The 25,979-nt window shown below is 36.4% G+C and carries 26 protein-coding genes; 6 read left to right on the top strand and 20 right to left on the bottom strand.

Going from position 1 to position 25,979, the window contains the following annotated elements; translation table 11 throughout:
• The first annotated feature begins 124 nt into the window (after window positions 1-124).
• Both amaA and I9192_RS03850 read left to right on the top strand, forming a co-directional pair.
• A complete protein-coding gene (gene amaA / locus I9192_RS03855) occupies window positions 125-1,408 on the top strand; it encodes an L-pipecolate oxidase (RefSeq protein WP_004827763.1) in 1,284 nt (427 codons plus the stop codon).
• 86 nt (window positions 1,409-1,494) lie between these two features.
• Window positions 1,495-4,428 carry an FAD-binding and (Fe-S)-binding domain-containing protein gene (locus tag I9192_RS03850; protein ID WP_200150115.1) on the top strand — a complete coding sequence of 978 codons (2,934 nt, stop codon included), beginning with the start codon at window positions 1,495-1,497 and terminating at the stop codon, window positions 4,426-4,428.
• 384 nt (window positions 4,429-4,812) lie between these two features.
• On the opposite strand, the gene I9192_RS03845 is transcribed toward I9192_RS03850, so the two are convergent.
• Window positions 4,813-5,685 (bottom strand): LysR substrate-binding domain-containing protein, encoded by an 873-nt coding sequence (locus I9192_RS03845; RefSeq protein ID WP_227560669.1) that lies wholly within the window; start codon window positions 5,683-5,685, stop codon window positions 4,813-4,815.
• Between the two features lie 118 nt (window positions 5,686-5,803).
• Here I9192_RS03845 and I9192_RS03840 point away from each other — a divergent pair, with 118 nt between their 5' ends.
• From I9192_RS03840 to I9192_RS03830, 3 genes are all read left to right on the top strand, one after another.
• A complete protein-coding gene (locus I9192_RS03840; protein WP_005030959.1) occupies window positions 5,804-6,505 on the top strand; it encodes an SDR family oxidoreductase in 702 nt (233 codons plus the stop codon).
• Window positions 6,506-6,569: 64 nt separating this feature from the next.
• A complete protein-coding gene (locus tag I9192_RS03835; RefSeq protein ID WP_004827759.1) occupies window positions 6,570-6,761 on the top strand; it encodes a 4-oxalocrotonate tautomerase in 192 nt (63 codons plus the stop codon).
• Window positions 6,762-6,829: 68 nt separating this feature from the next.
• Window positions 6,830-7,408: a pyridoxamine 5'-phosphate oxidase family protein gene (locus tag I9192_RS03830; RefSeq protein ID WP_005030961.1), complete on the top strand. Its 579-nt coding sequence runs from the start codon at window positions 6,830-6,832 to the stop codon at window positions 7,406-7,408.
• 317 nt (window positions 7,409-7,725) lie between these two features.
• On the opposite strand, the gene I9192_RS03825 is transcribed toward I9192_RS03830, so the two are convergent.
• The 3 genes from I9192_RS03825 to I9192_RS03815 form a co-directional block, all read right to left on the bottom strand.
• Complete coding sequence (locus I9192_RS03825) at window positions 7,726-8,619, bottom strand: LysR substrate-binding domain-containing protein (RefSeq protein WP_005030962.1); 894 nt, start codon at window positions 8,617-8,619, stop codon at window positions 7,726-7,728.
• A 221-nt stretch (window positions 8,620-8,840) separates the two neighbouring features.
• On the bottom strand, window positions 8,841-9,713 hold the full coding sequence (locus I9192_RS03820; RefSeq protein ID WP_005030963.1) for a DMT family transporter: 873 nt from the start codon (window positions 9,711-9,713) through the stop codon (window positions 8,841-8,843).
• A gap of 98 nt (window positions 9,714-9,811) precedes the next feature.
• On the bottom strand, window positions 9,812-11,209 hold the full coding sequence (locus I9192_RS03815; RefSeq protein WP_005030964.1) for an amino acid permease: 1,398 nt from the start codon (window positions 11,207-11,209) through the stop codon (window positions 9,812-9,814).
• Between the two features lie 443 nt (window positions 11,210-11,652).
• Between I9192_RS03815 and I9192_RS03810 the strand changes: the two genes are divergently transcribed.
• Window positions 11,653-12,759: a hypothetical protein gene (locus I9192_RS03810; protein ID WP_228289332.1), complete on the top strand. Its 1,107-nt coding sequence runs from the start codon at window positions 11,653-11,655 to the stop codon at window positions 12,757-12,759.
• Between the two features lie 276 nt (window positions 12,760-13,035).
• Here I9192_RS03810 and I9192_RS03805 read toward each other — a convergent pair whose 3' ends face one another.
• From I9192_RS03805 to I9192_RS03730, 16 genes are all read right to left on the bottom strand, one after another.
• Window positions 13,036-14,052, bottom strand: a complete 1,017-nt coding sequence (locus I9192_RS03805) for a Fic family protein (RefSeq protein ID WP_005030966.1) — start codon at window positions 14,050-14,052, stop codon at window positions 13,036-13,038.
• Window positions 14,053-14,635: 583 nt separating this feature from the next.
• Window positions 14,636-15,142, bottom strand: a complete 507-nt coding sequence (locus I9192_RS03800) for a hypothetical protein (RefSeq protein WP_200150113.1) — start codon at window positions 15,140-15,142, stop codon at window positions 14,636-14,638.
• Window positions 15,143-15,145: 3 nt separating this feature from the next.
• Entirely contained in the window at window positions 15,146-15,730 is a 585-nt protein-coding gene (locus I9192_RS03795) for a recombinase family protein (RefSeq protein ID WP_200150112.1), read from the bottom strand.
• 147 nt (window positions 15,731-15,877) lie between these two features.
• On the bottom strand, window positions 15,878-16,249 hold the full coding sequence (locus tag I9192_RS03790; protein WP_200150111.1) for a hypothetical protein: 372 nt from the start codon (window positions 16,247-16,249) through the stop codon (window positions 15,878-15,880).
• A gap of 931 nt (window positions 16,250-17,180) precedes the next feature.
• Window positions 17,181-17,828, bottom strand: coding sequence for a hypothetical protein (locus tag I9192_RS03785; protein WP_200150110.1), 648 nt, complete (start codon window positions 17,826-17,828; stop codon window positions 17,181-17,183).
• Between the two features lie 60 nt (window positions 17,829-17,888).
• Complete coding sequence (locus I9192_RS03780; protein WP_200150109.1) at window positions 17,889-20,426, bottom strand: DUF927 domain-containing protein; 2,538 nt, start codon at window positions 20,424-20,426, stop codon at window positions 17,889-17,891.
• Window positions 20,423-20,770, bottom strand: coding sequence for a CHC2 zinc finger domain-containing protein (locus I9192_RS03775; RefSeq protein ID WP_200150108.1), 348 nt, complete (start codon window positions 20,768-20,770; stop codon window positions 20,423-20,425). Before I9192_RS03775 ends, I9192_RS03780 begins: the two co-directional genes overlap by 4 nt.
• On the bottom strand, window positions 20,771-21,040 hold the full coding sequence (locus I9192_RS03770) for a hypothetical protein (RefSeq protein ID WP_200150107.1): 270 nt from the start codon (window positions 21,038-21,040) through the stop codon (window positions 20,771-20,773).
• A gap of 2 nt (window positions 21,041-21,042) precedes the next feature.
• A complete protein-coding gene (locus tag I9192_RS03765; RefSeq protein WP_200150106.1) occupies window positions 21,043-21,351 on the bottom strand; it encodes a hypothetical protein in 309 nt (102 codons plus the stop codon).
• A complete protein-coding gene (locus tag I9192_RS03760; protein ID WP_200150105.1) occupies window positions 21,351-21,995 on the bottom strand; it encodes a hypothetical protein in 645 nt (214 codons plus the stop codon). Before I9192_RS03760 ends, I9192_RS03765 begins: the two co-directional genes overlap by 1 nt.
• Before the next feature lie 2 nt (window positions 21,996-21,997).
• A complete protein-coding gene (locus I9192_RS03755) occupies window positions 21,998-22,312 on the bottom strand; it encodes a helix-turn-helix transcriptional regulator (protein ID WP_200150104.1) in 315 nt (104 codons plus the stop codon).
• A 15-nt stretch (window positions 22,313-22,327) separates the two neighbouring features.
• Window positions 22,328-22,564 carry a transcriptional regulator gene (locus tag I9192_RS03750; RefSeq protein WP_200150103.1) on the bottom strand — a complete coding sequence of 79 codons (237 nt, stop codon included), beginning with the start codon at window positions 22,562-22,564 and terminating at the stop codon, window positions 22,328-22,330.
• A gap of 124 nt (window positions 22,565-22,688) precedes the next feature.
• Window positions 22,689-23,408, bottom strand: a complete 720-nt coding sequence (locus I9192_RS03745; protein ID WP_200150102.1) for a hypothetical protein — start codon at window positions 23,406-23,408, stop codon at window positions 22,689-22,691.
• A gap of 14 nt (window positions 23,409-23,422) precedes the next feature.
• The gene (locus I9192_RS03740; RefSeq protein WP_200150101.1) at window positions 23,423-23,689 is read right to left on the bottom strand and encodes a Txe/YoeB family addiction module toxin; all 267 of its coding nucleotides are present in this window, start codon (window positions 23,687-23,689) and stop codon (window positions 23,423-23,425) included.
• Entirely contained in the window at window positions 23,689-23,946 is a 258-nt protein-coding gene (locus I9192_RS03735; protein WP_200150100.1) for a type II toxin-antitoxin system Phd/YefM family antitoxin, read from the bottom strand. The genes I9192_RS03740 and I9192_RS03735 overlap by 1 nt, the downstream gene beginning before the upstream one ends.
• Window positions 23,947-24,548: 602 nt before the next feature.
• Entirely contained in the window at window positions 24,549-25,919 is a 1,371-nt protein-coding gene (locus I9192_RS03730; RefSeq protein WP_200150099.1) for a tyrosine-type recombinase/integrase, read from the bottom strand.
• Window positions 25,920-25,979: the final 60 nt, after the last annotated feature.

Below are 25,979 nucleotides of genomic sequence, written 5' to 3'. Positions count from 1 at the left end.
TCACAGGGTTAAATGAGCATATAACCTTATTTAACCCTTAAAATGCAAAAGTATATTGAATGATCTAAAAAACAACAACATTTTGATGTTGCGATTCGATTGCTATAAGGATAGAGCAATAATCATGTTAAAAAATCAAGTATTATGGTCAACCCTCGTGGATAATGTACCTCATTTCCCTCAATTACAAACAGATATAAATACTGATGTTTGTATTATTGGTGGCGGATTCACTGGTCTATCAGCAGCAATTCATTTAGCAGAAGCAGGACACCGTGTCGTAGTCGTAGAAAGTTTAGAAGTTGGTTCTGGAGGATCTGGGCGTAATGTCGGTTTGGTCAATGCAGGAACATGGGCTCAACCAGATGAGCTAAATAAATATTTGGGAGAAAAAGTCGGAGAAAAGTTGACCACAGCATTAGGTCATGCACCACAACTGGTCTTTGATACGATTGATCGCTTAGGTATACAAGCACAAGATACTCGCACTGGTAATCTACACATGGCGCATAACTCGGAAGGTGAAGCTGATATTGATCACCGTTACCTTCAACTGAGTCGTCGCGGTGCAAATGTTGAAGTGTTGACAGGTGCAAAATGTCATGAATATTGTGGGACAAAAGTGGTTCAAAAAGCGTTACTTGATAAGCGAGCAGGAACCATAAACCCATATGCCTATGTCACAGGTCTAGCACAAGCTGCCAAGCGTTTAAATGTTGAAATTTACGAAAATTCATCTGTGAATGAGATTGTGAAAAGCGACTCTCAATGGTGTGTTAAAACCACCTCCGGAAGCATTACTGCGGATAAAGTTGTTTTAGCAACCAATGCTTACACACAAGGTGAATGGACTGAAATTCTAAAAACTATTTATTTTGTTAAATATTATCAAATTGCCTCTGAACCTTTGACTGGCTCAATTGCAGATAAAATTTTACCTTATAAAAATGGTTCATGGGATACACGTTTAGCATTATCAAGTATTCGCCGAGATAAAGAAAATCGTCTGTTACTCGGAACTGTCGGTGGACATGAAGGAAAAGAGAGCATTTATCATTCTTGGGCTGATCTAATCACCCAAAAATACTTTCCTGAATTGGGTAAACTCAAATGGCAATATCAATGGACTGGAAAATTTGGATTTACCACAGACCATATTATGCGTATTTTTGAACCCGCACCAGGAATTGTGGCTGCAACTGCCTTTAATGGTCGAGGGATCACAACTGGAACATTAATGGGGAAAGCATTTGCTCAGTATCTTCAAGATGATGATCGTGAAAACTTACCACTACCTTTTAGTGATCTGGAATCAAGCAAAGTCTCTTTCCGTAATGCTCGAGCAATGTTCTATGACTGTGGCATTACCTTATATCACGCAGGTCAATGTTTAAGAATTATCTCTTAAATGACCAAGAGTTAAAGAATTCTTAACTAAAACTGTCATTGCCAAAGCAAGACAATGCTTGTTCGTGATTTTAATAAGGCATATATATGAAACAGGATTTAGCAATTATAACGCAGCAGTTTATTGAACAACTCCAATCCAGTTTTGAAGGTGAAATAGATTGTTCCGAAGCGACTCGCCAAGTATTTTCTACAGATAATTCAATTTATCAATATCATCCGCAAGCGATTATTTATCCGAAACATCAACATGATATTGAAATGATTATGCGTCTTGTGAGTGAACATCAATATCAATCTGTAGTATTGACTGCTCGCGGTGGTGGTACAGGAACGAACGGACAATCTTTAACAAATGGAATTGTCATCGACGTTTCTCGACACATGAATAAAATATTATCGATCGATGTTCAACAAAAAAAGGCTATTGTTCAGGCTGGTGTCGTCAAAGATCAACTCAATGCTGAATTAAAAAAATATGGTTTATTTTTTGCTCCTGAACTGTCTACTTCAAATCGAGCAACCATTGGAGGAATGATTAATACAGATGCAAGTGGACAAGGGAGTTGCCGATATGGAAAAACACGTCATCACGTAACGCGTTTATCTACAGTATTAAGGGGTGGTGAGATTTTACATTCCCAAGCATTAAAACGAGAATCATGGCAACAACAAATTTTAGATAAAACTCCCTTTCAGAAAAATTTATACCACCAGATTTTTACAGTCGCTAAAATTAATCAAGACATAATTAAAAATAGTTTCCCATCGTTGAATCGATCATTGACGGGTTATGATTTGCCTAATTTATTGGATGATGAATATTTTAATCCAAACGCCCTACTCTGTGGTAGTGAAGGAACTTTAGGCATTATTGTCGAGGCAGAATTAAACGTTTTAGAGATTCCAAAGTATCGACTGTTAATAAATATCGGCTATACCAATTTTCAGGATGCATTAAAAGATGCCAATGTGCTCATGCAACATAAGCCACCATCAATTGAAACGGTTGACTCCAAAGTCTTAAATTTAGCTAAAAATGATATCGTTTGGCACAATGTCGCAAAATTTTTTCCAGACAATCATTTAGAAAAACCGATTGAGGGGATTAATTTAGTTGAACTTGATGCAACAACTGAAATTGAATTAAAACAACATCTAGAAGATTTTTTACAGCATTTATCTCAAGACAGACAAATCGAACGACTCAGTACCACTGTTGCATGGGGAGAAACTGAAATTAATCACGTTTATGCAATGCGTAAGCGTGCAGTCGGATTATTGGGTAATGTCGAAGGGGAAAAAAGACCTCAGCCTTTTGTTGAAGATACAGCCGTTCCCCCTGAGTACTTGGCGGAGTATATAGCAGATTTTAGACAGCTTTTAGATCATCATGGTCTGGAATACGGCATGTTTGGACATGTTGATGCTGGTGTACTGCATGTACGCCCGGCATTGGATATGAAAGACCCCAAGTCATTGGGAATGATAAAATTAATTACAGAGAAGGTCGTCGAATTAACGCATCATTATGGTGGTGTGTTATGGGGAGAACATGGTAAAGGCTTGCGTTCTGGTTACGCCCCTATATTTTTTGGACAAGCCTATCCCCTATTACAACAAATCAAAGCGCTTTTTGATCCATTTAATCAACTCAACCCTGGGAAAATTGCAACGCCTGCAACATTACCCACCAGTAAATTGATCGGACTCACCGAAATTCCGCTACGCGGGGATTATGATCGTCAAATTTCAAAGATCGACTGGAATAATTTTGGCACGACCATGCACTGTAATGGAAATGGCGCATGTTTTAATTATGATTTAAATGATCCCATGTGCCCTTCTTATAAAGTGACACGAAATCGTATTCACTCTCCCAAAGGACGTGCAACATTAGTGAAAGAGTGGCTTAGACGAGAGGAAAATCAACAATCTAGTATGGGTTTTGATCAGGAGGTATATGAGGCTTTGCATGGTTGTTTGTCTTGTAAATCCTGTGTTGGACAATGTCCTGTTAAAGTAGACATTCCTGATGCAAAAGCACGTTTCTTAGCCCGCTATCATCAACGATATCCTCGTCAACTTCGTGATTATATATTGGCAAAATTGGAATTTATCTTACCCCAAGTCGCATCGATCTCATCTTTATATAATGTGACACAAAGACTGACCTTACTAAAATCATTCCAGAAAAAAATACTCAGAATGACAGATATCCCATTGTTTCATCCTAAAGTGAAGGAAAGATTACAAACATATGGTGCTGTCCTCGTTGATCAGGACTTAAATAATTTACCCAGTAATGAGCATGATGTGGTTTTCATTGTACAAGATGCATTCACACGCTATTTTGATACTTCTGTCTTTTTGGATTTAATCACGCTAATAAAAAAATTAGGGGCTATCCCTTATGTATTGCCCTATTTCCCCAACGGAAAACCTTTGCATGTGCATGGTTTCCTTGATGAGTTTGAAAAGCTGAGAAGAAAAAATATTACCCTCTTAAATCAAGTTTCTGATTTAGGTTATCCTATAGTTGGTTTGGATCCAGCAATGACTCTAGTTTTTCGTCAAGAATATCATAAGAGATTTACTGAAGAATTGCCTGAACATCGTTATCAAGTCATGTTGGTACAAGAATGGCTAAAGCAACGCTTGGACGAATTTGAACTGCCAAAATTATCAACAACTCAATCCATGTATTATTTAGCTGGGCATTGCACTGAGCGAACACAAGAACCTAAATCGAATCAAATGTGGAAAGATATTTTCCAAGTGTTTGGCTTAGAACTTGAATCACTTACTTTGGGATGTTGTGGTATGGCTGGAACCTATGGTCATGAAACTGAACATTTAAACCAATCAAAAATGATTTATCAACAATCATGGCAAAGTAAGGTAGAACTGCACCACCAATGGATTTTAGCAACTGGATATTCATGTCGAACTCAAGTCAAACGTTTAGAAAAAACTCAACTTCGCCATCCTATTCAGGTTCTGTTAGAAAAATTGGGCTGAGTCTTAAATATCATCGGGTCTGTTGACCTTTTATAAATGGCTCTTGTTATAGGTTAAAATTGGGCATGAGACCGATACATTTTAAAGCATGAAACGAAGAAAATTGCGAAACTATTTTTAAGTTCCATAATGCATGGTTAAGATAGTTTAGCCACAACCCTGAGCAAAAATAAAGTATGGCTTTGTCCTTGCTTATATCTCCCAGCTCAACATGGCGACATCGATGTCGCCTCGCCATAGAAAGACCATCTATAACTCAAAAATGCAAAAAATATGTTTAAGCAAAACTTTTAAAAATTCATATAAAAAGTATCAAGTACATTGGATATGAACGATTCAAATCACATGTCTGAATCATGAAATGCTTTGACTCAAATTAATAAATCATTGTGAATTCATTAACCATGACTTTACCAATGGCAAGGATGGTGGTTGATGAGGTTTTCGTGGTGATATGAGGTAAAAGCCTGATCCTGTATCGAGTGTAATTGAGTTTAAACGTATTAATCGCCCTGCCTCTAAATCATCTTTGACAAAATTTAGGCAAGTTAAGGCTATCCCTTGCCCAGCAATTGCTGAATCAATGGCAAGTGAGGTCTGATTAAAATAAATATTTTTAGAATTAAACAAATCATGATCAGGAAAAGCGACCTGAAGATATTTAGGCCAAAAATTATGGGCATCATGAATTAAAGTATACGATTGAAGACTTTTAGAATCATGCGGATGCCCTATTTTTTCAATGAGCAAAGGATTTGCTACAGCAACCACCTGGTTTTCAAAAAGCAAATCAGCATTCACACTATTTTCAAAAGGTGGGGCTGCTAAACGGATAGCTAAATCAATTCCATCTGTGCCAAAATTTTGTACCTTTGGACTCGCAACAACTCTTAAATCCAAATCAGGATAAGTCTCTGCAAATTCATTTAAACGTGGAAGTAACCATTTCGCAGCAAATGAGGGGGGAACGCTGATAGTAAGATAGGGTTGAGTTGGATGTAATATTTCTGTTGCTTCTTCTAATATTTTAAATGCCTGTTTTACACTTATCGCATATCGATAAGCACTCTCAGTCATTGTTAATTTTCTTGGTGTTCTTTCAAATAATTTGAGACCCAACTCCTCCTCTAAGCCTCTAATTTGTTGAGCCACAGCAGCTTGTGTGACCCCTAACTCATCAGCAGCTAATCTAAAATTTAAGTGCCTTGATACAACTTCAAATACATATAAACCTTTTAACGATGGAAGCTTTCTCATGAACTTAGCCAATAGTTTTTCTATCTGATCATACAAAATAATATCGTTTGTTTGCGGTGTACTCAACACTTAAACTCAATAAATAAAATGATTACCATCTATAGTGAGGAAAATGAAAATGGTTGATAAAGTTGCAGTTATTACAGCCGCAGGGAGTGGCATGGGCGCCGCAGTCGCAAGAAAATTGGCCAATGAAGGATACAAAGTAGCCATTCTTTCTTCTTCAGGAAAAGGAGAAGCGCTTGCTCAAGAGTTAAATGGTTTAGGTGTGACTGGCTCAAACCAGTCTCCTGAAGATATTCAACGCCTGATTGATGAAACACTTAAACGTTGGGGACGAATTGATGTCTTAGTTAATAGTGCTGGTCACGGTCCGCGTAAAGGAATTTTAGAGTTAACGGATGAAGATTGGCATGCTGGTATTGATACTTACTTTTTAAATGCTGTACGTCCAACTCGTTTAGTTGTACCGATTATGCAAAAGCAGAAAAGTGGTGTGATTATTAATATTTCTACTACATGGGCATTTGAACCAAGTCCATTATTCCCAACCTCGGTGGTTGCTCGTGCAGGTCTAGCTGCCTTTACAAAAATCTGCTCAGATCAGTATGCCACTGACAATATACGTTTTAATAATGTCTTACCAGGTTGGATTGATAGTTTGCCAATGACAAACGAACGCAGTGATAGTGTTCCAATGAAACGTTATGGTACTACAGAAGAAATTGCAGCGACGGTCGCATTCTTAGCTTCTGAAGGTGCTGCATATATTACTGGTCAAAACATTCGTGTAGATGGCGGTCTAGCTCGTTCGATCTAATAACAAATATCAGTGATTATTGGGATAAAGCGATGTAGCTTTATCCCTTTGGGAGTTTTACAAAATGCCGTTAATTACAATTGAACTTGCCCCAGGGCGTACACATGCGCAAAAGAAAGCGTTTATGCAAGAAGTCACAACCTTGACTTCAGTGATATTAAAATGTCCAACAGAGACCATTGATATTATTTTTAAAGAAATACCATCATCTGATTGGGCACATGCAGGAAAGTTTTACGCTGAACCTGATCAATAAGATTTTAATGATATAAGGCTGGAATTAAAATCTTACAGCCTTATCCTATCGGTCATCCGAGGTGTTATATGGGTATACCGCTTAAAAGTGATTTATTCAAACAAATTATGGATCACCTAACCCAAGCTTCTATAGAGCGCTCCCCTTTTACCCTGATGCAACTTGCGACCATAAATTCAAAAAATGAACCTAAGCTTAGGACAATTGTACTTCGCGACTTCAACGCAGAGAAAGGAATAATTTCTTTTTTTACTGATACACGTTCTCAAAAAATAGAAGAAATAAATAATAATCATAAAGTTGCTTTAGTTGCATTTGATCCTAAAGGAATCCAATTACGAATTGAAGGTGAAGCGAATATTATTCAAGATATGCAAACAAAAAAAGAAGCATGGCATAAATTAAAACAACACACTCATTTACTGTTTACAACATCCGTTTCACCTGGAAAAAAAATTGCTTCACCTCACGAAGTCAGATATATAGATGAAGAATATGGCAATAAAGAACCATCTATTTTTTTTGCTCTTATTGATATCCACATAACAAGTTTAGAGTGGTTGGACCTGAATGAAAATCCCCATATAAGATGTTTTTTTGAAAAAGATAAAAATGGAGAATGGCAAGGACAGTGGTTAGCCCCTTAATTATCCAATCTTTTGCGTTTTAACATGAACGTGAGTTCGATGCAAATACATCTTCAACTCATTGAAAAACAATAAGTCTCGGCGGAGTCTTGCTGAGTTTTCACCCAATTTCAGGATCAGCCTGCGGCTCGCCCTACTTTTCTTTCGGGAAAAGTAGGCAAAACCATTGTCACCCGCAAAACTCGTCAACCACCAGCAACATATTTAATCAGTCGCAGAAACAATACTTTATAGAAGTAACCCTGCCTCAAACAGTTGCAGATGACGTTTCCGAGTATCACATTTCATCAAGAATTTTTATCGAACTCAGGTTAACATTAATTTAAATGATCTTGAATCCATTGTGTAATTGTCACGACTTTTGGCGTTTTCGCCATCGATGTTGGATAAGTCATATAATAAGCTTTGGTATTATTTAATTCATAAGGCCAAGCCAAGATTAATTTTTGAGTTAATAACTCTTCTTCAATCAAAAATTTGGGAATAAGTGCAACACCACAACCTATTATTGCCGCATTAATACATGAATAAAAAGTATCAAATCTTGGACCAATAAATGGGTGTTCATTTACGAACTCTTGCATTTGAAAATATTCATCCCATGCTCTAGGACGTGATCGACATTGAATTAAAACATGACAATGAAAGTCTTCTAAACTATTAAAAGGCGTTTGTGTAATTTCAGGAGAACATACGGCTACACACTGCTCTTCAAATAATTTGATGCTGGTCATATCCCTCCAGACGCCTTCACCATATAAAAAGGCAATATCTGCTTGTAAATTTTCAATTTCCGAATCATGAATTTGTTCTTGAACATCGAGATGTATATTGGGATGAGATTTTCCAAATCCTTTTAATGCTTTAATCAACCATCTCGCGCATAACGTAGGGTGAACAGCGATATTCACCGTCTCTGCTTCACTCCCATGTGCCAATATATTTAAAACAGAGATTTCGATTTGATTGAGTATCTTTTGGGCTTCTGCTAGGAATATTTTACCTGAAGGAGTAAGATTTAAACCCTTTAAAGAACGGTCAAATAAAGTCGTGTTAAGGCTATCCTCTAAATGGATAACTTGTTTACTTACAGCACTTTGAGTCATGTGGAGGACTTGAGCAGCTTTGGTAAAACTTAGAAATCGAGCAGAAGCTTCAAAGCATCGTAATGATGTCGTCGATGGAAAAGTTCTGGATGTCATTTTATGCATTTTTTAAATTCCTTTTTTTAATATTGAAGAGTGCCCAAATCCATTGAAAGTTACTTGTTTTTTAGTCTGCCATATCATTGCTTTGACCAAATACCTTTAGATCACTGACTCAATAATACGAATTTCAATTTAACCCATTCAGTAAAAAATAAAAATTCAAAAAATACCCAATCAAGCAGATATTTTTCATCTTTTCGCTGTCCTTTTTAACAACAATCATCTTAACCTAGCTTTGTAGTTTGGATGACAATTACTCCTCCGATAATAAGTGTGAGCGCGAACCACTCAATTGCTGTTACATTTTCCCCCATTACAGCACCAATAATCACAGCAATGACAGGTGCTATATATGTTGCAACTGAAGCTTTCACTGCTCCTAATTTTTGAATAATGTAATAATACAAAAGAAAGGCTCCTCCCGTACCCATTACACCTAGCCCAATAATAGTACCTAAAAGTACATGTCTATCAGAATATATTGTTGTAATACCTTTAAAATCAATGAATAAAATAAGTATCAGTACTGCTATACCTAATTGCCAAGTTGCAAGTGCAATGGATGGTATCTCTAATGGCAAAAGATAATATCGGGCATAAACAAATGAGATACCGAAGCTCAAAGATCCGACCATTACCCAGAATATTCCCATTAATGAAATAAATTCAGAACTTTCCCACGGACGAGCACTTAAAATAATCCCCGAAAAACTGAGCGCAATACCCATAATGACGCCTAGTGACAATCGATCTTCACGCAAAAAAATGAGTGTTGCAAGTAAAGTAAAAATAGGAATAATTCCACTTAATAATCCAGCGATACTACTTGGTAATAATGCCGTTCCAGCAACAATACCATAGTAATAAAGGATCGCTGCTAAAACAGACATGACCACAAAATGCTTTAGATAACGTAGTTGCTTCAATGAAATACTTCCTGTATACAAAGCAACGATTAAAAGAGGGATGAAAGCAAAGAAAATCCGCATGAATACCGTCTGAGCTGGAGAAATTAAAGCGGTCGCCCATTTCATATAGATGAAATTGCTTCCCCAAATGATACCCAGTAAGACAAGTGCAGCATAAGCACGCAACATAGTGTCCTTAACTCCTCAGAGCATTCATAACATTCGAGCTCCACAAGAGCTCGAACTCATTTGATTAAAGAATTCTTTTTGACAGTTGTCTCGTATATTTAAGAATTCGATTTATTCTTTATGAATTTAACAATGAAACTAGCACTCACTGTACCAATTGCCAAAACCAAAGTGACTATGGTTTCGTACTGATACTTTTCATTCACAAACATATATCCCAATGTGAGTGTAATTAAAGCAATGACAACATAAGTCAAATATGGAAAACACCACATTTTAAAATCAAGCTTAATACCTTGTTTGTCTAATGATTTACGCATTTTTAATTGAGATAACGCGATAATTAAATAAATGAGTAAGCTAATTGCGCCTAAGGTAGATAAAAAGAAGAAAAACAATCCCTCAGAAGCATAATAATTAAGTCCTAAACAAATGATTGAGAAAATGGTGGTGACGATAACTGCTGTTCGTGGTACACCTGCCTGGGTTACATTAGCGCAAATTTTAGGTGCATCTCCACGACTTGCTAAAGAAAACAACATACGAGAACTTATGTAGGTGCCTGTATTTAAAACACTGCTTACCGAAACGAAAACAACCAGATCCATGATGAGTTTTGAACCCGGCACATTTAGAACATGCAGAACATACTGAAACGTTCCCATTTCCTGTAACCCTTTATCTGTCCATGGCACGATACACAGCACTAGAAAAATGGAAAGTACATAGAATATTGCAATACGATAAATCACCAGATTGGTTGAACGGCGAATTTCCTTGCCTGGATGTTTTGCCTCTGCAGCAGCAATTGACAACATTTCCACACCAAAGAATGAAAACATCACAATTAATATCCCAGACAGAATAGCCCCATAGCCATGAGGAAATAGTCCGCCATGCTGATATAAATTAGCAATACCACTAATATTTGGATTTAATGACCAATAACCCAAAATTGCTGAAACACATATAACAATGAAAATAACTATGGCAGCAACTTTAGTTAAAGCAAACCAAAATTCAAACTCACCAAATTTTTTTACGTCGAAAAGATTTGTCAAGGTTAAGATTAAAAGAATACTAAAAGCAAAAATAGCGGGATGTACATCAGGAAAATAAGCAACTAATATATTTGCCCCCATTATTGCTTCAAAAGCAACAACTAACATCCAAAACCACCAGTATAACCAACCTGTGGTAAAACCAGCCCAATGTCCTAATGTTTTTTCAGCATAAACTGAAAATGAGCCTGAGTCTGGATGTAGCACTGCCATTTCACCCAACATACGCATCACTAAGAATACTAGAATACCTACAATCATGTAAGAAAATAATATCGTGGGACCAATCGTATTAATGGCTGATGCTGATGCAATAAATAGACCTGCACCAATAATTCCACCAATTGTTATCATACCCACCTGTCGGCTTGATAAACTGTGGCATAATTTATTGTCCGTATCACTACGATTAGATATATTGTCATGTTGTTCCATTGAATCCTTCCTTATAAATTTTAATTGTTTATTGATCCATATATTAAATTTAGAAAAATTCTAATAAACGACTACAGTACACTCCATTTTATAACTGTAGATAATTGATCGATTCACAAAACTATCAATTTCAATAAACTAATTTAGTATGTTTTTACTGATTCTGACCTACAAACGAAAAAAGGGAATGTCTTTACGACTTATTTTCGTAGACATTTAATGCATGCAATATTCTTTTTCTTTTCGTGTTTTGCTATTAATAAATCAAAGAAAATCCATGTTCTAAATTTCTCCATATAGAAATTCATAACAAATATATTTTCAAGCTTCAGTCTGGAGCACAAAAAAATAAATTCAGTAAATCAATATCAAGGAAGATATCAATGTTTAAATTCAAATACTTAGCTATAAACTTGACCCTATTATCTATATTTTATCCTCAGATGACACAAGCTTCCTCTCAAATCGGAGATCCCCAATCTAATCTTGGGGCACTTACATTTTCAGGATGGCTACGTGCCAATATTCAGGATAAAAACTATTCGAATGATGAACATAAGCTCAAATTTGATGCAGCAAAATTAGCCATTCAATATGACGCAACCCAATTCTTTGGTAATTTTGAATATCGTTTTTATCAATTTGATGAAATCTGTGATTTTTCTTCTTTGGTCAATGCCAATCTTGGCTATAAGATTAATCCAAGTAATCGTATAACTATTGGGATACAGGATGTACCTTTCGGACCTGGTCGTGGCTGGTCAACCAATTGGTTTGGAGACATTACTGTGACTTCAGGTTTATCAGATATTCACCATTTGGGCGTGAACTTCAATACTCAGCTCTCTGATGATACGACAATCGACCTCGCCTATTTCGTCCGTGATGCGGGAAGTTATGTAGGAGATAGTAAAAATGCTGCACGCTATTCTGCCAGTTATGTCAATCCCAATGATCCGAATGAAACCCGCTTGCAAGAAAAAAATATGCTCGTTTCACGTATCGATCAAAAATTACCTCAATGGATTGACGGACTGAATCTAAGCGCAGGAGGCTCTTATTGGTATTCACAGTTGGATAATAAAACCAATAATCAGACAGGGCATCGTAATAGTTGGGCTATTTTCTCTCGTGCTCATTATAATAACTTTAATTTAACATTAACGACTGGTAGGAACAAAATTAAAAACAAAGATCTATTACAACCTAATTATTCCGTCATGGGAGCATTTGATACTAATTATTATGTTGCGAATGATGCTGATTTCTATGCCATCGATATTAATTATGCTTATAAAGATCCAAATGGTCGTTTTAATCTAACACCGTATGCGACTTATTCGCTATATAATAAAAATATTGATGATTATAAAGACTCAACACGTCATACGATTGGAGCGCAACTTGATGTGAAAAAGTTCTCTTTTGCAACAGAATATATTTTTGGAAAAAATGATCCATTTATTAACGGAAATATGCAATCCTTATCAATAGCTGATAATAAACCGACCCATAAAATGTTAAATTTATTATTCTTCTATAATTTTTAATTTACTTGGTTATTATTTTCAATCTAATCATACGATCATAGTAGAAAAGAAAGTTCTCCAGTTTGCTCAAGAGTCATATCTTAATCAAATCGTGGGAACTTTCCTTCGGTTTTCTACTTTTGAGTTCAATTATTTTGAGGGGGGTTACCGATAAGTACTGATAATTCAAAACAGCTCAAGTCACGAAAAAATAATCTAGCTGTCTACAGAAAAGCTACAGAATTTTTTGTAGACTTTATGCCTACCTTTAGTTGTTAACAATAACTACGGTGTTCATCATAGAATTTTACGATACCTCTGTTTTGGGCTTTTCGGCTTGTCAGGAATAGTACGATCAACCAAACCCGCCTCTATCGCGGGATTGAGATAATTCTTTTGAAAAGTTGCTCGATGCGTTAACCCCACCAATTGCATCAACTCAATCAACGTATAGTCTTCTTGTTTCATTACTGAAATTAAACGTTCTACTTGATCGCTACGTTCTAAACGAGCTTCTGCATCAGCTTGAGCGGTAGCATGATCGCTATCTTGAGCGGTGTCATTTGAACTAAGGATTGCATCTAAAATCATCTGTAAAATGAATTCGATAAATGGCGCTGAATCAGCCCGATCAGTACTTGCTTGTAAAGCCTCATAGTAGGCTTTTTGATTTTGATAGATCAGACTTTCAACTGGGATATTGACAAAGATAGGATTCCATCTACTCAGTATCAGTGTTTGCCATAGTCGCCCCATCCGCCCATTACCATCTGAAAATGGATGAATAAATTCAAATTCATAGTGGAATACTGAACTTTGAATCAATGGGTGTATTTCACTATCATTCAACCAATCGAGTAAATCAGCCATCAGTCGATTGATCTGATTGGTAGGAGGCGCCATATGCACAACTTGATCGCCTGACATTACACCGACACCACCATGACGATATTGACCGACTTCATCGATCAAGCCCGTCATTAAAATTTGGTGTGCTTCTAATAAGTCTACTTCGTGACCCGGTTGCCATTGCTGAAAGCCTTCATAGGCTTTGATAGCATTACGCACTTCTTGCACTTCTTTTGGAGGCGCAATTACTGTTTTACCATTAAGGATCGCTGTGATTTGTTCTGTACTGAGCGTATTTCCCTCTATTGCCAATGAACCTTGAATAGTGCGGATACGATTAGCTTTCCTTAATTTTAGACTATCTTGGATTTCTTCTAAAACAGTCAAACGCCCTATATTCTCACTAATCTGCGCAATCAGATGAATGATTTTGGATGTGATGCTATAAGGCGGTTGGTATTTCATAAGTAAAATTTCAACTAATTTGAAGATAAACCCAATTTATCAAAAAATGCTTTATTCAATAAACTGCCTCTAATATAGCCAGTATGGACCAAAATGTTTACCAATCTCAATACGATAATTTTTTCTGTTTTTGCGGCGTTCTGCAATATACGCTTTCGATTTCTGGGTAAAACGAAGAGCAGAACCTACTAAAGAAGAATCATGATCGGCTTATTGACCTGTTTTTCCAAACTCAACTTTATCAACAAAAGATTTAGAAACTTCATAGGTAGCCATGCAAATACCGACCATTCAGAACATTTGAAGATAATAGATATGGAAATATTAGCATTTGTCTACAAGAGAGTTGTAAATTTAGAAAAAACCACAAAATTTTAATTGTTTATAAAAATTATTTTAATATAACTTATTGCTTAAATAAGTGGTCCGAGGGTCGGACTCGGTTATATCAATAAAACATTGATATAAATAACTTATATTTACATCAATAGAATTATATCCTTAAGCATATCCTTATTATTAAATACCATAAAATAACAATTTTTTATCCAACATTATGAAATTCCAAGTGATCTAAATCCTTTTAGATGGTTTTTTCATATACTGAATATGGGTGTAAGACATTGATTAAATTCGTAATACATTCATTCAATCTTAAAGCATTTTGCTTTGTCGCTTCTAATTGCATAAATTTCACTATTTGCATTTCATCGGAATTACCAATAACAGACTTCATAGGGTGGTATACACTCTCTGTGTATACAAAATAATTAGGCAATAATTGACCTAATTTTACTATTTTCTGATCAGTATTAAGAAACAACATAGCTCTGTGAGCTTTTTCTGATATTTCTTTAAATTTTAATAATTTAGATTCTAACTCAGCCTTGCTTTTTGAACCTTCATATACAATATTGTGATTTATTACAGAAAGCTCAAGTAAATCTTTTATTGCTTCTTTGGACTCATTAGCAATAACTTCGCTTCCTTTTTGCTTTTTCCATTTCCTAAATATGAAAATGGCAACTATTGGCGTTATTAGTGGAATAAATTTAGATGCTAAATCAAAATCAAAACTACAAATATTCATCCATCACCCCTTTAAAACCCTATATACAGTCGCTACACCACAGCCAACAGCTTTAGCTATTTCTTCCTTTGTTAAGCCTTTATGGTTTAACTCTTTAATTCTAACATGTTTAATAGTATCCGCTTTTTTGCCTGTAGGCACATATCCCGAACGTGCCAATCCTTGCTTAATCCGTTCTTTGCGTTTGTCATTATCTAGCTTCGCCATTGTCGCTAGTAGATCAATAAGCATGGCATTAATGACATTCAATATCTCGCCAGTCATACCATCATTGCTTGTATGTGTGGTCGGTAGATCGGCAACGATCAAGCGTAAACCTTTAGCCTTGATCTTATCTTTTAGAATTGCAAAATCATTCTGTGACAGTCGGCTCAGTCTATCCACACTTTCAACTAAAAGAATGTCACCCTTATTTGCCTCTGCAAGTAATTGGTTTAATGCTGGACGTTCCAACTTTGTACCTGAATAGTTTTCTATATACGTGTTGTATTGATCGCCATAGCTTTGACTGAATGAAATTAGATCACTCAATGCTCGTTCTGCATCTTGATCTTTGGTACTTGCTCTTACATATATTCTTATTGTCATATCATCAGCCTTTATCATATAGCTATCATTTAATATGACTTATGATAAAACTATCATTTAACTAAGTAAATAAGTTAAATGATAGCTAATAAAAGATAATTATCAAATTATCTTTTGGGTATAGTCTAAAGATAGGTTTTAATGTTTTTATTCAGGTTGAAATAAAAACTTTTCATAAGTCGAATGACACATACTCATCTCATTACAAAATCTTTCATATCTCATTATTTTTACCCAATCAATGAACATTTCATCTACTGAATCAAAAATATCCAGTTCCAAATACCGACCTACTGTATTCCAAAAATTTATAAAAAATTCAGCAAATTTATCAATATCCATGAAGTCTCCATAATGAAATGCGATATGGTGTAATGTTGCTATTGGTAAATGGTCATATCCTTTCATATGAGTAATTAAATAATAGACCTGCTTTTGTTTCACACTCCAAATTTCATATTCAGGATAAGATAATGGTGATTTTTCCTGAAAACCAAATGACATGACTGGACGCTTCATAAACTTCTCTCAAAAATTTTTTTTTAATTCTATAACTTAAACTTCATCCAAGCCAAATTTTAAAATGCATAAATTTATTAGTTTTGCCGTGAGTTCCCTTTGGCAAGGGAGAATTTCTTTCCAAAATTTTTCACTGTAGTGCAATTACCCATATCACCTATTGGCTTGACCGATCAAGGGGATATGGGGTCAAAAGTCCAAAAGGTATACCCATTTAAAGACCGTCCCCCCATCAAATTTTCTCTTGGTCAAAAGTCGGAGGGAGGGGGTATAGTTTTAGTGTTTCTATGTGGTGCAAAAATATGAAAACTATAAAAAATTGGCATGTTTTGCCAATTTTCAAAATGACCAATTTTAGTGATGTTACAGGTGTTACATAGGGTACAAGACTGTTTTATATTAACTTTTTATTATTCAGCTATAAATTATTATTAATATGATATAAAACTATTTTATTTCAATTAATATTATATATATCAATATGTTATATCGCTTATTTCTTATTAATTATTGTTGTATTTATCTCTATATCCATAACCACTACTTATGAGTGGTTACAAGTGTTACATAGGTTACAACATTGTTTTATATCGGTTTATCTGTAACAAATTTCATCATTGAATGCTGTTACATAGAGTACGATTCAGGGCATGGGGGGAGTGAAAATCTTTAAAACTCGCTATAGGTGGACACCGCCCACCTTTCTCATTTATAAAAAAATTCCTATTTGAGGTAAAAGTAAATAAACATTGAAGTGATTCAGGCTGAATTATTTATATTTTGGCGATTCTGAATAAATTTGATGTGCTTTCATGGCTGGCATAATTAGGCTTATAAACTACATTACAAAACAGTGCCGAAATTTCGGAATAAGTAACCTCGCCCTTGCCACCTCACGGCGCAAATTTTAAATAGTGTTGATATTATTGGCTTAGGCAAAGCTATTGTGATATTGAAAAGCGGTCAAGGCTGAATGTTCAAAGTTTGGGAACAAATAGAATCTAAAATTGCTGTCATATTTAAAGATGCGTTGCTCCATAAGTATATTGATGTAGTGCTGGGCTTGATCTTGGCTTAATGCAAACTTTTGAATCAGGTCTTGCCGTACATGCTCAGGCTTCACAAGGGCATTTTCGACACGGCTATTAATTTTACGCAAGTTACTGCGGTGACGTTCCAACCGATCAAAATAGGTTTGAATAACTTCTTGCTGGATTGCAATATCCAATGTTTCAGGATTAAATTCTTTGGAATGGCTTAGTATTTCAATAATGTTCGCTTTAAATTGCCTAACTTGCTGTATTTCTTTATCTGTAATACGTTCCGCATGGTGTAAGCGTATATTTTTGCTGTCTAATAGCTCTATTTCTGCACCCTCTTGCTGAATATACTCCAATAATTCATAGCATGATTGTAGTTGTAAATGGCGTATCAATTGGACTTTGTATTTGCGTACAAGGTCTGTGCATTGCTGTGGTAGGTCATCAGCTTGATTTAAACGTAAAGTTTGATGATTGATTAACTCAATGCTTGCGCCATAGTGCCGTACCGCTTGGCAAATTAACTGTGAAATATTCATTTTAAGATCACCAATAAAAAGGCTGCACGGCGTTAAATGCTCGTACAGCCTGTAATTGTGTTAAATGTCGATGCTTGTGCCTGTGTTCACATCATCCGTATATGGGTTGGTGGCTTTCTCAATGTCATAACTAAACATGGAAGTATTGAACACATATAACCACACTGGATTTTTACTTTCGGGTGTACGTTCCTGTTTGGTTGTTTTGCCATTGGCACAATCTAACCAGCCGTGTTTTTTCAGCACTTTAGCCACTTTTTTAGGCTCAAAACCAGTACAAAGTTCCTGTTTAAATTGTTCTTTAAAGAACAAATAACGCAAGGTTTCACGCAGTTGAGCATTGACTACCTTATAGCCCACTCGATATATGGTTTTTTCTCTAAAGCTCTTGGTATCGGTAGTTTCATCATCTGCATGGTCTTGATTGCCAAAACTGGCACGCTTATTCCCCTCGATCAAGGTATCAAAACGGCTATTTCCATTTGCCTCAAAAAATGCTCTGACTTGCTGGAGTATTTGCCGATCTTCAAAGTCCCCGACCATTTCAAAGCTATTCAACCATGTTTTAAATACACTGTTTACAGCCTCTAAAGCTCTGCCTTTTTTCCAGCCTGTGATATTGGCTTGTGTTGCCAACTCTCCAGCCACGGCAACCACGGCAAAACGTGAAGCCACTCGAGCAATATGACCTTGTGCATTGTCGGGAGTTAATTTTGCTTTATATTGTTGGTACAGTTTTAAAGCCATTTCAGTCACTTGACCTTTATCATTGGTCAAATATTCAAGCCATGCTTTACCAGCTACACCATAGGCATTAAGTGAATTTTCATAGAGTAAATTGGCTTGCTGTGAAGCATCGGGGGCAAAGTCCACAAGATCAAATACGCCATATTCACACGTATCTAAACTGATTTCAGGCAATCGGATTTCTTGCCCAAGTTTAGCCGTTTGCCCGATCTCGTTTAAAATCTCTTTAAAAGTTTTTTCGCCACTGGATAGGAACAAAACACGCCATTGCTGTGGAGCTTTGGCAATGGCTGTACGTGCCATACGTGCTTTACCTTGACCATTGGCAAGCATATACACAGTTTGTCCTATGTCTTTTGCGCTGGCTTCGCCAATTTCATCCAATACAAGAAAACCATCATTGTGCATAAAGGCGGTTTGTTCTAGGGCGTTGCCTGTAGATCGCCAAGTACGGTAATACTCTTTAGGGTGTCCCCATACACTACATGCAAGGTAAATAGCCGTGCTTTTACCTTTGGACGATGTACCATTGATATGAAAGCCACCACCTTGCTGATTCAATGGCTCAAGTAATTGCCCTGCAAAGGCACACGCCACACTAAATACAAGTTTAGAATGGCTCTCCAGTAGTAGGCTTACGCCATTTTTCCACGTTTCTAGCTCACCTTTAAACTGAAAGCGGTTATCTAGTCCATCAGTACGCTGATAAACAATAACTTCGTCATGCTTTGTGCTTGGGTTGCTGTAGGTTTCAGTCGGTAATACATAACGATGACCATGCCAACCAACACTATCCACACACAAGGCAAATTTATCGACTGGGTAACTCATCAAATAGATTTGAAAAAGCTCTCTGCCTCTGCGGTCAGGGGTAATGATCACGCCTTGATTGGATAGGGCTTTTCGTGATTCTGTACCGTCACCTTGAAATAGCTCGTTTGGTACAGCCCAGTTATGGTGAATAAAAGCATCATCTTGCCACTGCAATAATCGCCCCCAGTTGTTACTGGTATTATCTCGGGTTTTGGCTGTCACTAAAATTGGACTGGAAATAAAGCGTTCTCGATATTCGCCATTTTTCAGCTTTTCAATATAGAACACGCCTTTATCATGGATTTCAAAACTACCGTTTTCCCACTCCATAGGCTCGGCAAGCATCCCATCAGGTAAATTATTGCTTGGTGATGGTGGCTGATACTGTGCTGTTGTTAGGGTTGTAATATCGCTTGCTGTAGTGTCTAGTCCTTGTTGCTTGCGTAACTCTACCCAATCCATCACATCGCCTTTTTCGGGTAAATTCAGCCCATCCAAAACGATATAGCGAATATCACAGCCCAATGAATCAAGTTGCTGGGCAATTTCATTGAAAAACTTTGTTCCAGCTTTGTCATTGTCTGCCCATATAACAATGGCATGATTGGCAAGTGGTTTCAGATCGGTTTTATCCGTGTTGCCACTGCCTCCACATGTAGTTGCAGTTAAACTCAGTGAATTGAGAAAATCGGCTTTCTGTTCACCCTCAACAATATAAATCGGCTGTTTTTCTGCAATATTTAATACCTGTTCAAGGGCATATAACGGTTTCTTACCTTGTCCGATTGGGTACAGCTCAGTGAAATTCGGGTCACTCAGTTTAAAACCACGTTCACCGCTGGAGAAAATGCGTATCCACTTATCACCAGTATGGTAATTTTTAGCTCTAACTTTCCAATAGACTGGCATACCGTAACCATCGGTATAACTAAAAAGATACTCAAACTGATAGCCGTTTTTTACTTCACGTTCTGCCAACTTTTGAGCATGAATAAAGGCTTGTTCTTCGACTTCTTGATAATCTAAAAATTCGCTCATTCGTGATTCTCCCATGCACCCAAGTCTTTACATGCTTCAATAAAAGACTTGCCTGTTAGCAATTGGTGAAATGCAATCAGATCACCGCCTTTGGCTTCGCACGCCATACACTTAAAACAACCTTTATGGCTGTTTATGCGTAGGCTTGGGGTGCTGTCATCATGAAATGGGCAAATCATTTCTCGCCATTCGCCACGACCTTTCACGGCGTAGCCTCTAGCGGTGAGATATTCGATAGGGTCAGGAAGTAATGCCCGATTTAAGCCAAATTTCTTTGGCTTTTCGGTGCGGTTGCTATGCTGTTTATTTTGGTATTTCCCTAGCGTAGGGTGCGCTTTTTTCATTTATTCGCCCCCATATTCTTTTTCTATGTCTACAAAACGAGTTTTATAAACGTGGGCAAGCTCACTTGAAATATTGATGAGCTTTTCCATTTCATCAAAATGTTCAACCTTTAGAGAAAAACCATTTTTAATCTGATTTTTAAGTTGGTAAATACGTTCTTGTATTTCATCAAATAAAAATGAAAGATGGTCAATATTGCCTTTAGCTTCTATTGCTAAATCAATGAGGTCTATTGAATAATCTTTTGAAATTGTATTTTGATTAGGCATGATTAATGCGCTCCTTTTACAAAGTTTGGAGCTTTACCATTCACGACCAAATGAGGGTGGCAAAGCTGAAAAGGGTTGGTCGACAGGTGTAAAAGGAAGCCTGCACACGTAAACGTGTCCCTCTCCAACTTCGCCATAAAATGCGAACGCATAGAGATATTACGCACAAAAAAAGCCCGATAAGCAGACTGTGCGCCTTTTACAAAATAGCCGACCAAAGCTAATTCAATGATTTTGCATTGAACATATTTAGGATATAAATCTTTAACTTGGTTTGCAATGTAATTTTGCAGTAATGATATGAAAAGCATTAAAAAAGCCCTCCATTTTCTGCATGGGCTTTGACTGCTTGATTCAGCCGTTTAATGGCTCTTAAATGCAAAGCAATGCTGTCTTGCCCTTGAATACTGTATTTCCTTGCATCTGCTCGCATGCAATGAGTGATTAAATTGAATAAATAACCATTCACACCGATACAAGGGCTGTTATGTTGTGGGTTTTTATTGAGCGTATATCCCAAATGAATATAATCATGATGGTCTTGTGCGTATTCCGCATAGTTGATGACTGTTTTAATCACACCTAATGGCAGAATAAAGGATTTTTCGAGTTTGTAATGCCCTTGAGTATTTCGCCAATCCATCAGAGTTTCAGTATTATAAATAGGGATGTAAGCCGTTATTTCTATCGCTATTCGTTTGCCATTGCTAAAAATAAAGCCGTCTTGAATATAATTTAATTCAGGGTTAAATAAAGCATATTCTTGGTGGGCAAAGGCTGAATGTGATTCATCGGGTATGGTTTTATAACTGATTAACCAAGCAAATTCAGATTTATGCCCAAGATTGGCAATATGTGAAATAGCCCTTGTTAAATAAATATAGGCTTTAGCCTGAAATTTATCTCCGATATTGATTTGACTGTATTTAATTTCTTTAGGCGTTTCATTTTTCATGATTAAGCCTCCATTTCTTTGGATTTCATCCATTCGGCTATATCTGTTGCACGCCATACGGTAATGGTTGGGCTTAATTTCAATGGCAAAGGAAATTCACCTTTACGCACCCATTCCCATAATGTTTTCTCAGATACTCCAATTAAGCCTTTACTGGCTTGACGTTCTCCAATCACTCGGGTTTTGCCTTTGTTGATACCCGATTTATATTGGTGAATACGTGGGGGACGATAGGGAATAGTGGCTAGGTCTTTCATACGATAAAATTCAGTTATGCCGTGTTTTTCTGTCAATGTGGTTTTAACAAGTTCAGTCATGACCAATTCTCCCCATTAAACCGACTGGGTTTCATTGACTTGCTTTTGGTTGTTATGCCATTGCACTAATTCAGCATAGTCAAAATAGGCTGGGCTTTGACGTAGAGTTCCAATCTTGATTTTGCGAGGAAAACTAGGGTCTTTTAAGATAAGTTTACGTAGTCCCTCTGCAGTCAGGTCTAGCATTTGACATACGGTTTTTTGAGATACTCGTAGTGGTGTTGTTTGAGTTGGTGAATTAAAGTCTTGCATAAAATGCCCCTATCATTGTGTTACATGGTTTGCTATTGCATGACATTGCAAAGCTGATAGGGGCTATTTTGTTATTGTTTTTTAAAGTGTTGTTCTAGTTAGAACCTAGTTAGAATGAAAGTGATTAGTTTTCACTGTTAGCATCTTTAAGCCATCTAGCTACAGTATCTTTACTTGGGATTTCAAGATCATTCTGAGTTGCAAATACTTCTAGCATATTAAAAGCAACAAATGGTTGATCTTGAGGGAGGTTCGCCATTCTTGTTAAAGCTGCGATTATTTTCAAAGCATTGTTACGCTCCCTTGTACTTAAATTTTCATTTTTCTTTGCTTTTTCATTTCCCTTTGAAATTTTTTCTAGTTCCAATTCTTGCTGTATTTTTCTAACTTTAGAAATTCTTTCAGCCTCTGTTTTTCTAGCATCTAAATAAATATTATCTGTTTGCAATTCAAGTAAACTATCCATGATTCCTAACGCCAGAATAGCATCGTTATTAAAGAAATCATGTCTTAGCCAATAATTACCTGATAAGGGAGCTGGAACTCGGAGCAATCCATTTCCTTTTAGATCAGTTATTCGCGATAAACCCTCTAAGGCTTTGTTGGTATTTATACAAACGGATGTTTTTATCACATTCGGCTCGTATACCCAACTATCATCCAAGTAAAATTGAGCAAAGTTATTTTTACTATACATCGGTACAAAGACATGAAATAAATTGCTAGCTAGATAAATAGCAATTTTACTAGGTGGTTCATTTACACATTGTTCAATTAAATCAATCGCTTCACTTATTTTAATAAAATAGTTTTCTTCATATAAAATATGATCTATTAGGCTCATTAAATTAATTCCACTCAATCGCCATAATGATAACGGCACGCAATAATCACAATTTCTGTATCAGTTACACGGTAAACAAGGCGGTGATCGTCCGCTATACGCCTACTCCAGTAACCAGTTAAATTCTCTTTTAACGGTTCAGGTTTGCCAATGCCCTCAAAAGGTGTTCTACACATTGCCTGAATTAACACATTTATCCGTTTTAAAGTTTTCTTATCTTGCCCTTGCCAATAGACATAATCGTCCCAAGCATCAGGCACAAAAACGATACTTAGGCTCATTATTCAGCATCCAGCAATTCACGCTTTACGCCGTGATTCGCCTTATCTTGAGCAATCGCACGCTCTAAAGCTCGGGCATTCGCTGGAGTAGACAACAAATGTAAAGTTTCCATGATGCTGTTGTATTGAGATTCACTCATTAACACGGCATTTTCACCGTCACGGCGGTGAATAATCGTAATGTCTGCATCATCAATAGTCTGATCTAAAACAGTCTTAAAATTGGCTCTTGCTTCGGTTGCTGTTGTGATTTTCATGTGCCACCTATGATATGTACGTGATCAAGTACACATCATAAAACAGTTATCCATATAGTGCTATATGTTGGCATGTCATACTGGATTATTCATTTGCAACAAATTCATACAATTCATGAAAATCAAGGCTAAAGCACACGCCTTAAAAACCTGTCATTAAAGTCAATTATGATAATTTTTTTTATAAATTTTATCGCCAATGTATCAAAACCATTCTATTGAATGACATAAAAATTTATCTGTAACTCAATCAATTTTCATAAAAAATAGGTTACAAAAATGGTTACAACCATAAATTATAAAATTAAATATATAAAACAATATATTAAACCAATATTTCTATTTAATTTAGGCTTCAAAATGCAGAAATAAAGATGGTTACAGCTCAAAACAAGTGATGAATTATTTTAAAATAATTCAATAAAAACAAAGTTGTAACCTATAAAATAAAAAGTGTTACAGCTTTTTAAAATTAAATCATTATAAAACAACGATGTAACCTAGTAACACCTGTAACACTCAAAAAAAGCCCATATCCGTAAAATAGAAAAATTAGAATTTTGGTAAAAATCACAAATTAAAAATGATTTCGCCAATGCCAATTAAGCAATGAATGAATTTGTCATTTCGGCTAATTTTAGCTTAATTAATTTTGCATATTTAATATTAATTATGCCTTGTTTAGCTTGCTCAATTAAAGTAAGGCTAAACTCCATTGGGCTTATAAATTTCTCTTGGTTGGCTTCGAGGTAGTCACTCCACCAGCAAAGCATCATTCTACGTTCTTCCATAAATTCCGCATGGTGCATATAAGCCAATCTAACGCCGTTACGTTCTTGATGGCTCATTTGTTTTTCGACTGCATCCTCAGTAAATAAGGTACTTTCAATCAATGCACCGCACGCCATACCCCTAAAGCCATGAATACATACATCATCTTGAGTGCTATAACCCATACGTCTAATCATGTCATTGACTGTGTTTTCACTCAGAAAACCGCCCATGTCTACGCTATTCGGGAAAACATTTAAGGATATACCGCTATATACGTGAGTTTCTTTAATCAGCTTCAAGGCTTGTGGTGACAAAGGAATAAAATGTTTTTCTTTCATTTTTGCGCCTCTGTGAGAATCTTTATAACCAGCAATCAATTCTCTTGTGGGCGGTATGGTCCATATCTTTTTATCAAAATCAAACTCATTCCAGCGTGCAAAGCGTAGCTCACTAGATCGGGCAAAAGTATGCAAGGCAAACTCTAAACAAAGTTTAGTTACTGGGTTACCTCCATCATTCCTTAAGCGACTGAAAAATTGAGGTAAACGCATCAATGGCAACTTAGGATAATGCTTTGTCTTTCTTGTAATCGTAATTGCATCACTCAAAGCTACTGCTGGGCTAAGGTCAATGTATCCCTTAGTAATGGCATAAGCGAAAATGCCTGAAAATCTTTGCCGTGTTTTACTGACGATTTCTAAAAATCCTTTTTCTTCAATCTTACTCAGAACATTGTATAAATCTCGGGTTTTAATTGAATCTATCGGTTTATTGCCAATGACAGGGAAAACGTACATTTCAAAATTACTAAGAGCTTTTTTCGCCGTGGCTTGATTCCATTTGCCTGTAGCTACATACGCCTCATGCCAATCTCGGGCAATACGTTCAAAGCTAAACTCGTCACCATTCTTGGCTTCTTCAATTTTTATTTGATTGATTGGGTCTATATCGTTGGCTAATTGATTTAAATAAATGGCTCTACGTTCCCGAGCTTCTTTTAAAGTAAGGGCTGGATAGTTGCCCAGTGTCATTAATCCATCTTTACCATTGGGGCGTTTATATTTGAATCGCCAAACTTTAGAACCATTTTTACGGACAAATAATATGAGTCCTTGCCCATCATACAAACTGTAATCTTTTTCTTTTGGTTTTGCCCCATCGCACTGGGTAGAAGAAAGTGGCTTAATCTGTTTTGCCATAAGGGTTTCACTCAGAATAAGGATACGGAAGTTGACCGCAGTGGATATATCCTCAAATGT

Source organism: Acinetobacter bereziniae (assembly GCF_016576965.1).
In the GTDB taxonomy this organism is placed as follows: domain Bacteria; phylum Pseudomonadota; class Gammaproteobacteria; order Pseudomonadales; family Moraxellaceae; genus Acinetobacter; species Acinetobacter bereziniae.
Note: the sequence above shows the minus strand (reverse complement) of the source record. Positions and strands in the feature narration are given on the sequence as shown.

Excerpts from the sequence above, each read along its gene's own strand:
- I9192_RS03825 (WP_005030962.1), bottom strand. The coding sequence starts at position 8,619 with ATGCATAAAATGACATCCAGAACTTTTCCATCGACGACATCATTACGA.
- I9192_RS03810 (WP_228289332.1), top strand. The coding sequence starts at position 11,653 with ATGACACAAGCTTCCTCTCAAATCGGAGATCCCCAATCTAATCTTGGG.
- I9192_RS03795 (WP_200150112.1), bottom strand. The coding sequence starts at position 15,730 with ATGACAATAAGAATATATGTAAGAGCAAGTACCAAAGATCAAGATGCA.
- I9192_RS03805 (WP_005030966.1), bottom strand. The coding sequence starts at position 14,052 with ATGAAATACCAACCGCCTTATAGCATCACATCCAAAATCATTCATCTG.
- I9192_RS03830 (WP_005030961.1), top strand. The coding sequence starts at position 6,830 with ATGGGTATACCGCTTAAAAGTGATTTATTCAAACAAATTATGGATCAC.
- I9192_RS03765 (WP_200150106.1), bottom strand. The coding sequence starts at position 21,351 with ATGCTTTTCATATCATTACTGCAAAATTACATTGCAAACCAAGTTAAA.
- I9192_RS03790 (WP_200150111.1), bottom strand. The coding sequence starts at position 16,249 with ATGAAGCGTCCAGTCATGTCATTTGGTTTTCAGGAAAAATCACCATTA.
- I9192_RS03780 (WP_200150109.1), bottom strand. The coding sequence starts at position 20,426 with ATGAGCGAATTTTTAGATTATCAAGAAGTCGAAGAACAAGCCTTTATT.
- I9192_RS03730 (WP_200150099.1), bottom strand. The coding sequence starts at position 25,919 with ATGGCAAAACAGATTAAGCCACTTTCTTCTACCCAGTGCGATGGGGCA.
- I9192_RS03760 (WP_200150105.1), bottom strand. The coding sequence starts at position 21,995 with ATGAAAAATGAAACGCCTAAAGAAATTAAATACAGTCAAATCAATATC.
- I9192_RS03835 (WP_004827759.1), top strand. The coding sequence starts at position 6,570 with ATGCCGTTAATTACAATTGAACTTGCCCCAGGGCGTACACATGCGCAA.
- I9192_RS03745 (WP_200150102.1), bottom strand. The coding sequence starts at position 23,408 with ATGAGCCTAATAGATCATATTTTATATGAAGAAAACTATTTTATTAAA.
- I9192_RS03775 (WP_200150108.1), bottom strand. The coding sequence starts at position 20,770 with ATGAAAAAAGCGCACCCTACGCTAGGGAAATACCAAAATAAACAGCAT.
- I9192_RS03840 (WP_005030959.1), top strand. The coding sequence starts at position 5,804 with ATGGTTGATAAAGTTGCAGTTATTACAGCCGCAGGGAGTGGCATGGGC.
- I9192_RS03820 (WP_005030963.1), bottom strand. The coding sequence starts at position 9,713 with ATGTTGCGTGCTTATGCTGCACTTGTCTTACTGGGTATCATTTGGGGA.
- I9192_RS03850 (WP_200150115.1), top strand. The coding sequence starts at position 1,495 with ATGAAACAGGATTTAGCAATTATAACGCAGCAGTTTATTGAACAACTC.
- I9192_RS03740 (WP_200150101.1), bottom strand. The coding sequence starts at position 23,689 with ATGAGCCTAAGTATCGTTTTTGTGCCTGATGCTTGGGACGATTATGTC.
- I9192_RS03770 (WP_200150107.1), bottom strand. The coding sequence starts at position 21,040 with ATGCCTAATCAAAATACAATTTCAAAAGATTATTCAATAGACCTCATT.
- I9192_RS03735 (WP_200150100.1), bottom strand. The coding sequence starts at position 23,946 with ATGAAAATCACAACAGCAACCGAAGCAAGAGCCAATTTTAAGACTGTT.
- I9192_RS03785 (WP_200150110.1), bottom strand. The coding sequence starts at position 17,828 with ATGAATATTTCACAGTTAATTTGCCAAGCGGTACGGCACTATGGCGCA.
- I9192_RS03815 (WP_005030964.1), bottom strand. The coding sequence starts at position 11,209 with ATGGAACAACATGACAATATATCTAATCGTAGTGATACGGACAATAAA.
- I9192_RS03800 (WP_200150113.1), bottom strand. The coding sequence starts at position 15,142 with ATGAATATTTGTAGTTTTGATTTTGATTTAGCATCTAAATTTATTCCA.
- I9192_RS03845 (WP_227560669.1), bottom strand. The coding sequence starts at position 5,685 with ATGAGAAAGCTTCCATCGTTAAAAGGTTTATATGTATTTGAAGTTGTA.
- I9192_RS03750 (WP_200150103.1), bottom strand. The coding sequence starts at position 22,564 with ATGCAAGACTTTAATTCACCAACTCAAACAACACCACTACGAGTATCT.
- I9192_RS03755 (WP_200150104.1), bottom strand. The coding sequence starts at position 22,312 with ATGACTGAACTTGTTAAAACCACATTGACAGAAAAACACGGCATAACT.
- amaA (WP_004827763.1), top strand. The coding sequence starts at position 125 with ATGTTAAAAAATCAAGTATTATGGTCAACCCTCGTGGATAATGTACCT.